This is a genomic window from Actinomyces glycerinitolerans (assembly GCF_900098745.1).
In the GTDB taxonomy this organism is placed as follows: Bacteria; Actinomycetota; Actinomycetes; order Actinomycetales; family Actinomycetaceae; genus Actinomyces; species Actinomyces glycerinitolerans.
In genome coordinates, this window is the sequence record NZ_FQTT01000014.1 from 140,513 (window position 1) to 154,036 (window position 13,524).

Genomic DNA, 13,524 nt, shown 5'->3' on the forward strand with positions numbered 1-13,524 from the left:
GCGGGGAGTCGTAGCCTACGCAACCGTAACCTACGGTCGCGTAGGTGTGTGGGTGCGTGATGAGCATGCGACCTGTGGTTTGACGCTCACTGTCGGCCCGACCGTCGGCAGGCTAGCGCGCCGGCCTGTGCGCTGGCCGTGAGCCGGCTACAGGCCGGCGGGAAGCGGCAGACGGGAGACCACGCGCAGACGCCGCGTCGGCCGCGTCATCGCCACGTACAGGTCGCCGGGGCTTGATTCCCCGATGGCCGCCGGGTCCACCAGCACCACCACGTCGAACTCCAGCCCCTTCGACAGCCGCGGCCCCATCACCGCCAGTCGACTGCGCAGAATGTCGCCGCCCGGCGCCTCCATCGCGGCCGCCAGCGCCGGATCCTGCGCCAGCAGGGCGGCGACCTGTCGCGGCTGCGGGGCGATCACCGCGATGCGGCCGGCACTCTTGCCCACGGCCGCATCCAATGTGACCGACTCCGCCGCCACCGCCTCACGCAGGGCCTGGCCCCAGGCGGCATTGGCCGCCTCGTCCCGCCCGGCGGCGGGGGAGTCGGAGAGATCGTCCACCGCGAGGCAGTCGGGCAGGTCGCGCACCGAGCTCACCGGGTAGTTCACCGGCGCGCCGAGCCCCGCGGCCACCTGCTCGGCCGCCCGCATGATCGTCGCCGGTGTGCGGTAACAGACTGTCAGCGCCTCCTCACGCAGCGGCGTCGCCGCCGCCAGCGCCCGGGAGCCGCGCCCACCGCGGCGCTTGGCCGGGCGCGTGCCCAGAGCCGATAGCACGTGCCGCCACGAGCCCGGGCGGCTCGGACCGGAGTACTGTGCCAGGTCGCCCACGATGGTGAAGGAGCGCACCGGGCAGCGGCGGGCCAGTGCCCGCCACGCCATGGCACCCAGCTCCTGCGCCTCGTCGACGACGACATGTCCGTAGGTCCAGCTGCGGTCGGCCCGTGCCCGCTCCGCCAGCGTGAGGGACGGCCCGGACTCCTCGACCCGGTCGGCCAGCATCTCGGCGCTGACCATGCCGTCCCCGAGCTCCTGCGACTCGATCGCCTGCGCCGCGTAGGCGACCAGCGACTCGTGGCGGCGCGCCTCCAGACGGGCGCGGCGGGCCTCGGCGTCCTCACTGGGCCCCAGCAACTCGGCCAGTTCGTCGATCAGGGGCACGTCCGCCTCCGTCAATTCGCTGCCCGCCGGTCGCTCCAGCAGCCGCCGCTCGGCCGGCCGCAACTCCGGGGCCACCCGGGCCAGTAGGTCCGGGTGAGACCACAGTCGCTCCAGCAGGCCGACCGGCGTCGTCGGCATCCAGCACAGGTTGATCTCCCGACGGGCGTCACGGGCGGTGCGAATATCCTCCCGGATCCAGGCGCGCGTGTCGGCGTCGGTGGCGTCCTGGCGGGTGGCGGCGGCGAACTGGTCGGTCAGGCGCTCCAGCAACCACAGCACGAAGGTCTCGCGCGCCAGGTTGTGGGGCTTGCCCGAGCGCCGGGCGCGGGCGGCCGCCTCCCGCACGTCAGCGGGCAACAACTGCAGGTGGGTGCCCTGCACCACGATGTCGCGGGGCGCGTCCGGCACCCGCTGCAGCCCGCGCACCGCCCGGCGCAGAATGTCTGTCCACACCGACCGGGACTTCAGTTCGGCCACCTCGCCCCGCTCGGTGCCGCGGGCGTGCACGCCGGGCACCAGGTCCGCCAACGTGGTTGAGACCACGCCCGTTTCCCCCAGGGAAGGCAGCACCTGCTCGACATAGCGCAGGAAGGTGCGCGACGGGCCCACCAGCAGCACCCCGGAGCGTTCCAGGCGCTCGCGTTCGGCGTAGAAGAGGTAGGCGACCCGGTGCAGGGCCACCGCCGTTTTACCGGTGCCGGGACCACCCTGCACCACCAGCACGCCCTTGCCGTCACCGGTCACCACCCGGTCCTGCTCGGCCTGGATCGTGGCGACGATGTCGCCCATGCGCCCGTCACGGGCCGCGGACATGGCCGCGATCAACGCGCCCTCACCCTGCAGCCCGTCAATGGCCATATGCGTCTGCGCGGCCTCGGGGTCGGCCGCGGCCAGTGCGGCAGGCCCGCCCGCCGCGGTCACGTCGATCAGCTCATCCTCCAGACCGATCACGCGGCGCGCACGCGTGTCGATGTGCCGCCGCCGCACCAATCCCATCGGGGCGGAGGCAGTGGCCTGGTAGAAGGCCCGCGACAGGGGAGCGCGCCAGTCCAGCACCACCTCGCGGTGGCGGACATCCTGCAGGCCGATACGCCCCACGTAGTGGCGCAGGCCCGCCGCGGTCACGTCGCCATCCCCATCCGGGGCGGCGGGGGCGGGGTCGTCGGCACTATCAGCAATCGGCTGCGCCATATCCATGCGTCCGAAGACCAGCCGGTCCTCCACCCCCTCCAGGGAGGCGATCAGGTCGGAGTAGTGCACCGCGTAGGCGTCCCGCTCACCGCGCGACTGGTGCGTCCCCGAGGCGCCCCGCGCCTGCGTGGCCGTCAGTGAGCGGCGGGCCGCGCCCAGCTGCCGGTCCAGTTCGCTGTAAGCCAGATCCACCACCTCCTGCTCCGCTGCGATCTCGCGGTCACGGGCGGACGCCATGGTCGGACGCTGGTCGTCCGACTCGGTGGCCTCGGCCGGTTCGGGGCAGGGATGATGCTGGCTCACATGACCTCGCTAGGCGTTGGGCCCTCACCGGTGCGGGCCAGGGCCCGACGGCGGCGGCGGAGAAGAAGTAGTCGTGTACGGTGGTGGTCGGCGCAAGGCCTCCGCACGAGGCGGCACCCGAGCCGACGGGGATCGTCCATTATCTCCCCGGCGACCCGCCTCGCCAGCTACGCGTCATCTTGTTCGCCCGGAGGGGACGCGTAGGGGACCGCCGGTTTCGGGGATGGCGGGGGAATCCGCTTCGTGGCTTACGCCGGAGCCCACCGGACGGGAACACAGGCCGCCCTCCCGGTGTTGCACCAGCCGACGCATGGCCGTCCGCGCGGCCCGCAGCGGGCCACGTGCGAGATGCGCCTGCATGAATACGAGCGCTGAAGGCGCGAGAGGAGGAGCGATGCGACAGCTATACACCGTGGAGCACCCAGCGGGTGAGCCAGTCTCGCCGCGCGTGCTCCTGCACTACTTCGACGGAGCCATGGACGCCGGCCACGCCGGATCGCTGGCCGTGGACCAGCTGGTGATGACCCTGCCCCACACCCGCGTGGCCACCTTTGACATCGACTCCCTGCTCGACTACCGGGCCCGTCGGCCGGTGATGACCTTCGACCACAACACTTACAGCGACGCCGCCATGCCCGAGCTGGTCCTGGACCTGCTGCAGGACGACGACGGCGAAGACCTGCTGCTGCTGCACGGCTCGGAACCCGATTACCGCTGGCAGGAGTTCGCCGACGCCGTAATCCACCTGGCCGTGTCCATGGGGGTGAGCCAGGCCGTCGGCATCAGCGGCATCCCCATGGCGATCCCGCACACCCGCCCCACCTACGTGCACGCCCACGGTTCGCAGCCGGACAAGCTCAACTCGCAGACGGAGGTGTTCGGCCGGGTCGAACTGCCCGGTTCCATGGGCGCCTTCCTGGAGTTGCGCCTGGGCGAGGTCGGCATCGACTCCCGCGGCCTGTCCGCCTCCATTCCCCACTACATCGCCCGCGACGACTTCCCGCAGGGTGCCGCCGCGCTGCTGCGCGCGGTGGCTGAAAACACCGGCCTGGCCCTGCCCCTGGGCGACCTGGAGGCGGCCGCCAACGTCAACCGCGCCGAGATCGACGCGGAGGCCGCCCAGCAGCCCGAGGTCAGCGCCGTCGTCTCGGCGCTCGAGGCCCAGTACGACGCCATGCTGCAGCAGGCCGAGGACTTGGGCTTCGAAGGCACCCCCACGCTCGACCTGCCCAGCGCGGACGAGATCGGCGCCCGCCTGGAGGCCTTCCTGGAGGCGAACGAAAACACCTCCGGCGACGGTCTCCAGCACTAGCGCGGCCCGAGCCGCGCTCGCGGCCGGTACCGTCCCGGGCTGCCCCGCGGGCGGGCTCTCGGCCCCCCTTAACTGGGGTGGGGCAGCGCCTGGTCGTTCGGCCGCCAGGTGCGCACCGGCAGCGGCAGGCGCCGCACCGCCCGCTCCACGGCGTCCAGCTCCGGCGGCGTGAACGGCTGTGCGCGGGCCACCAGCACCAGGTTGCCGCGGCGCCGGCCCCGCACCACGGCCGGGTCACCCACCACCAGCACCCCGCCGAACACGGCGCACAGGTGCGCCAGCTCGGCCGCCACCACGTCGCGCGGCGGGCAAACGGTATTGGCCAGGTACAGTCCGCCGGGCGCCAGCAGCCGGCGGCATTCGGCCAGGAACTCGCGCCCCCGGCAGGCGCCGGGAACCATGCCGCCCGCGAACACGTCGCGCACCACCACGTCCCACGCCTCGGCATGTAGCGTGCCCACCACCTGGGCGGCGTCGCCCACGCGGATGCGCAGCCGCGGCGCGCGCGGCAAGTCGAACCATTCGCGCACCTTGCGGGCCAGCACAGCGTCAATCTCCACCGCCAACTGGGTCGAGCCCGGCCGGGCGGCATCCCAGGCGCGGGCCAGGGCACAGCCGGCGCCGCCCAGGTGCAGTGCCCGCAAGGGTTCACCCCGCCCACACAGCGCCGAAACGACCGCGTCCATCTGCTGGAGGTACTCAAAGTCCAGGTGCGTGGGGTTACGCAGATCGACCCAGGAGGACTCGGTGCCGTCTAGTAGCAGCAGCACCCCGGTGTCCCGCAACTCCAGGCGCGCCGTCGCGCAGGAGGTCTCCACCGGCCCCGTGGGCAGAGCCGCGGCGCGGACGGCGGCGTCGGTGCCGCGGCGGCGCTGTTTGGAGGAGCGGGCGGAGGATTGACTGCGTGTCACAGGGGCACGTTATCGTGGCCGCGTAAGACGTCGCCCAGTCAGCCCCGGGTACGGGGCACGGCGGGGATACGCGGGGGAGGGCGGATATGAGCCGGGCACCGCGGGCCGAGAGCGCCCGCCGCTTGTGGGGCGAGGACGACTCCGCCACCCCCATTCTGCACGTGGACATGGACGCCTTCTTCGCCTCGGTGGAACTGCTCGAGCACCCCGAGCTGGTCGGGCGTCCCGTCATCGTCGGCGGCCGCGACGGGCGCGGCGTGGTCTCCGCCGCCTCCTATGAGGCCCGCGCCTACGGAGTCAGCTCGGCCATGCCCATGAACGAGGCCATGCGCCGCTGCCCCCAGGCCGTGGTCCTGCCGGTGCGCCACGGCGTGTACTCCTCCGTCTCCCAGCAGGTGATGGGCATCCTCGGTGAGGTCACCCCGTTGCTGGAACGCGTCAGCGTGGACGAGGCGTTTCTGGACGTCTCCGGCGCCCGTCGCCGCATGGGCTCTCCGGTGACCATTGGGCATTGGATTCGACGCCAGGTGCGCGAGCGCGTGGGGGTACCCGCCTCCGTCGGTATCGCCTCCACCAAGTTCGTGGCCAAACTGGCCTCCGCTCACGCCAAACCCGACGGGCTTCTGCTGATTCCTGCGCAGGCAACCCAGGACTTCCTCAACGTGTTGCCGGTGGGCGCCCTGTGGGGAGTGGGGGAGAAGAGCGCTCAGGCGCTGGCCCGCTGGGGCATCACCGACGTGCGGCAGTTGGCCGCCACCGATGTGCGCCGCCTGGAACGCATCCTTGGCCCGGCGGCCGCCCGCCACCTGCACGATCTGTCCCACGGCGTCGATCCGCGTCCGGTCACCCCGCAGCGGGAGGAGAAGTCCGTCGGCACCGAGAGCACCTTCTTTGACACCATCACCGATCGTGAGCACGCCCGCCGGGTGCTGCTGGACCAGGCTCACCAGTGTGCCGCCCGGCTGCGCGCGGGCGGACTGCGGGGCCGGGTGGTGGTGCTGAAGGCACGCGGCGCCGACTTCGTCACCGTCACCCGCTCCCGCACATTGGGGGTGCCCACCGACCTGGCGCGCGACATCTTCGCCGTCGTGGAGTCGCTGTTCAACGCCCTGCCCACCCCGGGCGGCGGCTTCCGGCTGCTCGGGGTGCGGGTGGAGGGCCTGGCCCGCGCCGACGACGGCGTTCAGTTGCTCCTGGACGATGATCCGCGCCGCGGCGCCCCCGAGCGCGCCGCCGACGCCGTACGCGAGCGTTGGGGCAGCGCCGCCCTCGCCCCCGCCAGCCTGCTGTCCCGCCCCCGGGAGCCCGATCAGCCCGACCGTCCTGCGCACTGAGGCGGCCGCGGCGCACGTGTTTCGCGGCGCCCATCCGCCGCCGTCCGGGCGGGGGTCGGGCGCCCGCGATTCGGGAAGAACCCCGCGTCGTACGTTGTTTTCTGGGCAATGGGACGGGCTGGTTTTCATCCTGTGACGACAACCGCCTATCCTGGATGTTGTTCAGGCGGGTTGGCCGAGACGACCCTCCGGCCGTCCATGTGAGCCCACAACCGGAAGGGAGGCGTGCCATGGCATTGTCGGAACGCGAGCAGCAGGTGCTGCGCGACCTTGAGGAACAACTCAACGACGAGGACCCGTCGCTGGCCGAGACCATGCAGCATGCCGAAACGGCACTGCGGCGCCCCTCACCACGCCGCATCGGCGCTGGGGCCGCGCTGCTCCTGCTCGGCCTTGCCGTCGTGATCGGCGGCGTGGCCGCCGGCAGCAGCAGCGTCGTGTCCATCCTGCTGGGCGTGCTCGGATTCGCCCTAGCCGTGTGGGGGGTCACGCTCATGCTCTTCCGCCCAAGCTCCAAGGCGACCGCGGCCGGCGTCGGCAACGCGAAGCGCTCCTCCTTCATGGAGCGCCAGTCAGAGCGGTGGGATCGCCGCCGCGACGGCCAGAACTGACCACCCCGGGCGCATTACGGCGGGGCCGCACCTCCCGCAGGAGGGTGCGGCCCCGCCGTCGCTCGCGTCTCAGAGGGCGAGCGCGGCGACGTAGGCGTCGTTGATGGCATCGCCGACCTTGCGCGGTTTGACGCAGTCGCCGACCCGGATGACCTCGGCGCCGGGGACGGCCGCGGCGAGAGCATCGCCCACGCCCGTGGCGGGCTTGAGCCCGAAGGCCGTGATGACGGTGTCGGCCTCGACGAGCTCCTCGGCGCCCTCGGTGCCGGTGACGCGCACGCCCTCGGGGGTGATCTCCTTGACGAGGGTGCGGGTGCGGATCTCGACCCCGTGCGCCTCGAGCTCGCGCAGCAGCGAGATCCGGTTGAGCATCAGCATGTCCCCGGCGATCTCCTCGACCATCTCGAGGATGACGACCGCGTGGCCCTTTTGGGCGATCTCGAGGGCCGCGTCGGCGCCCGATAGGCCACCACCGCACACGACGACGCGCTGGCCCAGGGGCGCCCCGCGGTGGAAGGCGAGGACGTCGACGGGGCGCGCCCCGGGGGCGACGGCGACCGATTCGGGTACGAAGGGGTGCGAGCCGTTGGCGAGGACGAGGACGTCGGCGCCGGTGAGGACCTCATCCTCGACCGTGACTTCGTGGCCCAGGTGGATACTCACCGTCGGGATCTGCTCGAGCTGGCGCTCCCACCAGCCGATCATGCGGAACAGCTCCCGCTTGAAGTCGGGGGTCGCCGCCGGCAGGAGGACACCGCCGATCCGGTCGCCCTTCTCGTAGATCTCGACGCGGTGCCCACGCAGCCCGGCGACGCGCGCGAACTCGAGCCCCGCCGGGCCGGCGCCCACGACGACGACACGCTTGGGCTCGGTGACGCTGCCGGGCTCGATCACGCGCTCAAGCTCGAAACCCGCCTCGGGGTTCACGGCGCAGGCCACCGGCAGCCCGAAGAAGGCATTGCCGGTGCACATCTGGTTGCAGCGGATGCAGGGGCGGACGTCGGCCCGGCGGCCCTGCTCGAGCTTGACGACGAGGTCGGGGTCGGCGATGAGCGGGCGCCCCAGGGCAACGAGGTCGGCGCTGCCCTCGGCGATGAGCCGCTCGCCGATCTCGGGGGTGAGGGAGCCGCAGGCGGCCACGGGAATGGAGACGACCTCCTTGACCCTGGCGGCGGCCTCCCACATCGGGGCGTCGCCGAGGTAGTACGGCGGAAAGACGTAGTCCATGGCCTCGTAGGAGCCGTCGTCGCACAGGATCATGTCGAGCCCGCCGGCCTCGAGGGCTTGGACGAGCGCCTGGGTCTCCTCCCAGGTGCGCCCGCCCTCGAATCGGTGGTTGACCGAGATGCGGAAGGAGACGATGCAGTCGGGGGCGTTGTCCTTGATGGCGCGCAGGCACTCCACGGCGAAGCGGGCGCGGTTCTCTGGCGAGCCGCCGTACTCGTCCGTGCGGCGGTTCCACAGCGCGCTCATGAACTGGTCGACGAGATAGCCGGTGTGCCCGTGCAGGTCGATGGCGTCGAAGCCGGCTTCGGCGCCGCGGCGTGCCGCCTCACCCACGCGCTGGACGATGAGGCGGATCTCCTCGGTCGTCAGGGGGCGGCAGCGGCGGGACGGGTCGAAGAAATAGGTGTTGTCCGAGGACGAGACCGGCTCCATCCCGAGCTCGTCGTAGTACTGGTTGTTGCGGCCCAGGCCAGGGGTGAGTTGCAGTGCGGCGAGGCCCCCGCCGGCGTGGACGGCCTCGGCGATACCGCGCAGGCCCGGGATGCAGTCGTCGGAATCGACCCGGGCCAGGCCCTTGTGGATGGGCTCAAGCTCGGACTGGACGAAGTTGATGCCGGTCATGACGACGGCGGTGCCGCCCACGGCGCGCGCCCCGTAATAGGCGGCCTCGCGCGGGGTGGACAGTCCGTCCTCGGTGCACATCTCGGTGCCCATGGGCGGCATGAGGACGCGGTTGCGCAGGACATGACCGGCGATCGTCAGGGGCGACAGGAGGTGGGGGTAGGCGGTGTCCGGTGCGGTGGTTTGGTTGGTGGTCGAGGTAGTGGGGCTGTTGGCGGTGAGCATGGCTGGCTCCTCGGATGTCGACGCTGACACTGTGTCAGTTCACCGCGAAGTCGTGAGCAGCGCCACTACCTAAGGTCTCCATTGGCTGAAACGCAACCCGCCCGGGCGGGTGCGGGGCGTCCGTCGGACGTCCCTCCACTTTCCTCCACGGGTGGTTCCGGGCGGGGGTGCCGGGCGTCCGCCACACACCGGCACCGCCACCGCCGGCGCCTCCGTTTTCCCCGGCCTGGTCCCGTTATCCGATCTCGGCCGACGGGTGGCCTCCCCGGTGTCGCCATCCCCGCCGTCCCTGCTCGCGCTGCTGTCCGCGGCCCGACGTCGGTCGACCTCGCCACGCCCATGCCGTCCCGCGCGCCCCTTTCCCTCCACTTTCAACCACCTCAGTATGAGCCCGTGATTCCGGGGAAAACTCCGTCCCGTTGGCCGCCTCGACGCGATCATGACCCCAGTTTGCGACCTCAGAGTGGAAGAAAGGGGAGCGAAGTGGAGTAATGTGGGGCACGTTGGATCGTCGAGGGGAGAGGAGTGAGGTCCGCATGTTCTTGGGTACCCACGCTCCCCGCCTCGATGAGAAGGGCCGGCTCATCCTTCCGGCGAAGTTCCGTGAGGAGCTCGCCGGCGGTGTGATCCTCACCCGCGGCCAGGAGCACTGCATCTACGCCTTCACCTCCGCCGAGTTCGAGCGCATGTACGCCCAACTGCGCGAGGCCCCCCTGGCGCAGAAACAGGCGCGCGATTACGTCCGCGTCATGCTCTCCGGCGCCGACTCGCAGATCCCCGACAAGCAGGGGCGCATCACCATCCCCGCGCCGCTGCGCGCCTACGCCGGGCTGGGCCGCGATCTCGCGGTCATCGGCGCCGGCGCACGTGTGGAGATCTGGGACGCGAAGGCCTGGGAGACCTACCTGGCCGCACAGGAGCAGGTCTTCGCCGACACCGCCGAGGAGATCATCCCCGGGTTCTTCTGACCCGCCCCGAACACTTCGGCCGTACAACTGCATAACGCCGTCAGGCATGGGCCCCAGCCGCCCCAAACCCCCGGAAGTCCACCGGCAACGGTTCCGTTCCGTGAGGTCTCCGCCCGCCGCAGCGTCCGACGCCTCTTCCCCGGCGCCGGAACCCGCGGGAGGAGTCCTGGCAGAGCGGCGCCACCGGCGGCCCCCACGCCCAACAGCACCCGAGTACCCCGCACGTCGCAATGCCGACGTCGTGGCAATCCGAACCAGGAGAGGAGGACACCCGTGAGCGACGCCCCCGCCGCGCAAACGCCGGCTGTCGCGCAGCCGGCCCCCGCCGACGCCGCCGGCCGCCACACGCCCGTCCTCCTGGAGCGCTGTCTGGACCTGCTCGCCCCGGCCCTGGAAGTCGCCGCACCCGTCATGATCGATTGCACGCTCGGCATGGGCGGACACACCGAGGCCGCCCTCGAGCGCTTCACCGACCTCACCGTGGTCGGCATCGACCGCGATCCCCAGGCCATCGCCCTGGCCGGCGCCCGCCTGGCCCGCTTCGGGGACCGCTTCCGCGCGGTGCAGGCCACCTACGACGCCGTCGACGCCGTTGCCCGCGACGCCTCCCGCCGTCCCGACCGCACCGTCGACGCCATCCTCATGGACCTGGGGGTCTCCTCCCTCCAGCTCGACGACGCCGACCGCGGCTTCTCCTACGCCCAGCCCGCCCCACTGGACATGCGCATGGACCAGACCGGTGGACGCACCGCTCAGGAGCTGCTCGACGGCGCCGACGAGCGCGAGTTGACCCGCATCCTGCGCACCTACGGCGAGGAACGCTTCGCCCCGCGCATCGCGGCCGCCATCGTGCGCCGCCGCCGCGCCGGCCGGCCCGTCACCACCACGGCCGAGCTGACCGAGCTGGTACGTGAGGCCATTCCCGCCGCCGCGCGCCGCCGGGGCGGGAACCCCGCCAAACGCACCTTTCAGGCGCTGCGCATCGCCGTCAACGGTGAACTTGAGCTGCTGCAGCGCGCCCTGCCGCGAGCCCTCAACTCGCTGCGGGTGGGCGGGCGCATCGTCGTCGAGTCCTACCAGAGCCTGGAGGACCGCATCGTCAAACAGGCCCTGGCCGCCGGCGCCTCCCCTGGTGCGCCCGCCGACCTGCCCGTCGTCCCGGAGGGACTGGAACCCTACCTGGAGCTGGTCACTCGCGGCGCCGAGCAAGCGGATGCCGCCGAGCGGGACGCCAATTCGCGCAGCGCCTCGGTGCGCCTGCGGGCCGCCACCCGCATCCGGCCCGTCGCCGAGGCCCCCGCCCCTTACCCCGCCGACTCCACTACCGCCGCAAAGACTCGAGGAAGGAACCGCCGATGACCACTGTCAACGCTCAACGCAGCGCCGCGGCCAATCCGTCCTGGCGTGCGCTCACCGACGGCGCGACCGCTCGGGCCGCGCGCCGCCCCGCCTCGCGCCCGGTGGGCGAGAGCTCCGCGCGGCCGGAACTGCGCGTGGTGCGCGGCGTTGTCCCCTCCCGGCGCACCCTGCCCTTCCTGGTCCTGGTCATCGGCATACTCGCCTGTGCGCTGGTCTCCAGCATGCTGCTGAACGCGCGCATGGCGGACACGGCCTACAAGATGAAGACGGCGCAGGTGGAGTTGAACGTGCTCAACGACCACATCGAGACCGTGCGGGCCGACGTGCAAGAGGCCTCCGCCGCCGACACGCTGGCCGCTCGAGCCGCGGAGCTGGGCATGGTTCCGGCCGCCGCCCCCGGTGTCGTCGACCTGGCGGACTCCACCCTGGCGGGCGGCAGCGCCGCCGAGGCGGACGACGCCCAGTGAACCCGGTCAACCCGAGCCGACGCCGCGTGCTGCAACTCATGGGGTTGGCAGGATTCGGCGCCCTGGCGGGCAGAACCGCCTGGCTGCAGGTGGTGGAGGGGGCCGACCTCGCCACCAAGGCGAAGGACGAGCGCACCGTCGCCTGGACCAACCGGGCGCCACGCGGCGACATCCTCGGCCGCGATGGCACGGTGCTGGCCTCCTCCGCCGTCTCCTACGACATCGGCGTCAACCAGGTCAAGGTCGCCCAGTACGAGCGCAGTGAAGAACGCACCGACCCCGCCACCGGGGAGGTCCGCAGCGTCGTCGTCGGTCACGGGGCCGCCGCCGCCGCCGAGCAGATGGCCGAGATTCTGGGCGTGGACGCCCAGGAGCTCGGCGCCAAGATGGTGGGGGAGTCCACCTACGTCGTCGTCGCCGAGGCCGTCGCCCCGGACACCTGGCGGCGTGTCAACGCCCTGGCGATCCCCGGCGTGGAACCGGACCAGCGCACCCGGCGCACCTACCCGGCCGGCTCGGTGGCCGGGAACGTCCTGGGCTACACCTACGAGGGGACCGGGCGCACGCTCATCGGCTCCGCCGGCCTGGAACTGACGCAGAACGACGTCCTGACCGGCGTCGATGGCCAGGGACGGGTGGAGGTCGGCAAGTCGGGCGCCATCATCCCCACCGGCGAGCAGAAAGAGGTGCCGGCCGTCGCGGGCGACAGCGTGCGCATGACCATCAACCCCGACCTGCAGGCCGTGGCCCAGGAGGCCATCGACGAGGTCGTCGACGCCCAGGGCGCCGACTGGGGCTGTGTGGTGGTGATGGAACCGGCCACCGGCAAGCTGCTCGTGCTCGCCGACTCCGACGCCGTCAACCCCGCCAAGCCGTCGGAGACGCCGGAGTCGTCCCGCAACGCGCGCTCCGTCCAGGCCATCTTCGAGCCCGGCAGCGTCGGCAAGGTAATCACCTTCGCGGCAGCGCTCGAGGAGGGCACCATGACCCCGGAGGACACCTGGACGGTTCCCTACAACTGGACCGCCGCCAACGGGCAGTCCTTCCACGACTCCCACTACCACGAGACGCAGACCCTCACCTCCGCCGGAGTGCTGGCCGAATCCTCCAACGTCGGCACCGTCCAGATCGGCGAGCAGCTCGACGACGCCGTGCGCCACGACTACCTCAAGCGCTTCGGCTTCGGTGCGCTGACCGGCATCGAGATGCCCGCCGAGTCCGCCGGCATGGTCGCCGCGGCCGCCGACTGGGACGACCGCACCCGCTACACCACCATGTTCGGCCAGGGCATCGCCGGCACCGCCCTGCAGGCCGCCCAGGTGCTCGCCACCGTGGCCAACAAGGGCATGCGGGTACCCCCGCGCGTCGTGGACGCCTGGATCGACGCCGACGGCAACGAGACCCCCCAGGAGATCCCCGCGGGGGAGCGGGTCATCAGCGAGGCCACCGCCGAGGCGCTCACCGAGATGCTCATCGGCGTCACCCAGGACGGCGGCACCGCCGAAGCCGCCTCCATCGACGGCTACCTGGTGGCCGGCAAGACCGGTACCACCGAGATCCTCACCGAGGACGGCACGGTCGCCTCCTTCGTCGGCTTCACGCCCGCACGCGACCCGGCCATCGCGGTCGCCGTCATCGTTTACCGCCCCCGCGACACCTACGGCGGCACCGTGTCCGCCCCCGTGTTCCGCAAGGTCGCCCTGGCTGCGATGCACTCCCTGGGGATCGCCCCGGACCCCAGCGTCATCGCCGCCCAGGCCGCCGCCGAGACGGACGCGGCAGTCGAGGCCGCACAGTCCGAAAGCGCAGACGAGGAAGGATGAGTACCCTCGTC

10 protein-coding genes are annotated in these 13,524 nt (G+C 71.9%); 7 read left to right on the forward strand and 3 right to left on the reverse strand.

The window, feature by feature from the left end; all coding sequences use genetic code 11:
* Positions 1–147: 147 nt before the first annotated feature.
* Complete coding sequence (locus tag ACGLYG10_RS13405; protein WP_073333261.1) at positions 148–2,589, reverse strand: HelD family protein; 2,442 nt, start codon at positions 2,587–2,589, stop codon at positions 148–150.
* Between the two features lie 460 nt (positions 2,590–3,049).
* Between ACGLYG10_RS13405 and ACGLYG10_RS13410 the strand changes: the two genes are divergently transcribed.
* Positions 3,050–3,967, forward strand: coding sequence for a PAC2 family protein (locus tag ACGLYG10_RS13410; protein ID WP_073333047.1), 918 nt, complete (start codon positions 3,050–3,052; stop codon positions 3,965–3,967).
* Positions 3,968–4,035: 68 nt separating this feature from the next.
* Here ACGLYG10_RS13410 and ACGLYG10_RS13415 read toward each other — a convergent pair whose 3' ends face one another.
* Positions 4,036–4,785 carry a spermidine synthase gene (locus ACGLYG10_RS13415; protein ID WP_073333263.1) on the reverse strand — a complete coding sequence of 250 codons (750 nt, stop codon included), beginning with the start codon at positions 4,783–4,785 and terminating at the stop codon, positions 4,036–4,038.
* A gap of 179 nt (positions 4,786–4,964) precedes the next feature.
* On the opposite strand from ACGLYG10_RS13415, the gene dinB reads away from it, so the two are divergent.
* Both dinB and ACGLYG10_RS13425 read left to right on the forward strand, forming a co-directional pair.
* Entirely contained in the window at positions 4,965–6,212 is a 1,248-nt protein-coding gene (gene dinB, locus ACGLYG10_RS13420; protein WP_073333049.1) for a DNA polymerase IV, read from the forward strand.
* Positions 6,213–6,442: 230 nt separating this feature from the next.
* On the forward strand, positions 6,443–6,823 hold the full coding sequence (locus ACGLYG10_RS13425; protein WP_073333051.1) for a DUF3040 domain-containing protein: 381 nt from the start codon (positions 6,443–6,445) through the stop codon (positions 6,821–6,823).
* Positions 6,824–6,892: 69 nt separating this feature from the next.
* On the opposite strand, the gene ACGLYG10_RS13430 is transcribed toward ACGLYG10_RS13425, so the two are convergent.
* On the reverse strand, positions 6,893–8,896 hold the full coding sequence (locus ACGLYG10_RS13430; protein WP_083565920.1) for an oxidoreductase: 2,004 nt from the start codon (positions 8,894–8,896) through the stop codon (positions 6,893–6,895).
* Between the two features lie 536 nt (positions 8,897–9,432).
* Between ACGLYG10_RS13430 and mraZ the strand changes: the two genes are divergently transcribed.
* The 4 genes from mraZ (at position 9,433) to ACGLYG10_RS13450 (ending at position 13,513) form a co-directional block, all read left to right on the forward strand.
* Positions 9,433–9,864 (forward strand): division/cell wall cluster transcriptional repressor MraZ, encoded by a 432-nt coding sequence (mraZ, locus tag ACGLYG10_RS13435; protein ID WP_073333053.1) that lies wholly within the window; start codon positions 9,433–9,435, stop codon positions 9,862–9,864.
* 273 nt (positions 9,865–10,137) lie between these two features.
* Positions 10,138–11,223 carry a 16S rRNA (cytosine(1402)-N(4))-methyltransferase RsmH gene (rsmH, locus tag ACGLYG10_RS13440; protein ID WP_073333055.1) on the forward strand — a complete coding sequence of 362 codons (1,086 nt, stop codon included), beginning with the start codon at positions 10,138–10,140 and terminating at the stop codon, positions 11,221–11,223.
* Positions 11,220–11,690 carry a cell division protein FtsL gene (locus ACGLYG10_RS13445; protein WP_073333056.1) on the forward strand — a complete coding sequence of 157 codons (471 nt, stop codon included), beginning with the start codon at positions 11,220–11,222 and terminating at the stop codon, positions 11,688–11,690. The genes rsmH and ACGLYG10_RS13445 overlap by 4 nt, the downstream gene beginning before the upstream one ends.
* A 38-nt stretch (positions 11,691–11,728) precedes the next feature.
* The gene (locus ACGLYG10_RS13450) at positions 11,729–13,513 is read left to right on the forward strand and encodes a peptidoglycan D,D-transpeptidase FtsI family protein (RefSeq protein WP_073333267.1); all 1,785 of its coding nucleotides are present in this window, start codon (positions 11,729–11,731) and stop codon (positions 13,511–13,513) included.
* Positions 13,514–13,524: the final 11 nt, after the last annotated feature.